This window comes from Mycobacterium arosiense ATCC BAA-1401 = DSM 45069 (assembly GCF_002086125.1).
GTDB lineage: Bacteria > Actinomycetota > Actinomycetes > Mycobacteriales > Mycobacteriaceae > Mycobacterium > Mycobacterium arosiense.
In genome coordinates, this window is record NZ_MVHG01000375.1 from 1 (window position 1) to 241 (window position 241).

At 65.1% G+C, this 241-nt stretch carries 1 protein-coding gene; it reads left to right on the top strand.

Annotation, left to right across the window (positions count from 1 at the left end):
- A partial coding sequence (locus tag BST14_RS32240) for a hypothetical protein (RefSeq protein WP_142279732.1) occupies nucleotides 1–241 on the top strand: 241 nt, incomplete at both ends.

Here is a 241-nt window from a genome sequence, read left to right on the forward strand (position 1 = left end):
GGCCACCGCTATCGCGCCCGCTGGGAAACCCGGCGCTCCCGGGACAAGGCGGACGGCGCCTTGCAAAAGAGCCAGCAGAGCCTCCAGGACCTGGAGACCCAGCAAATGCTGGCAGCGAACAAGAAAAGCGAGTTCCGCGAACAGCTGGAGCAGAAGCCCGGCCTCAATTTCGCCCAGTTCACTCGCGCCGTGCTGCTGGCCCAGAGCGAATTCAGCGCCTTCCTCACGGCCAGCGACAACG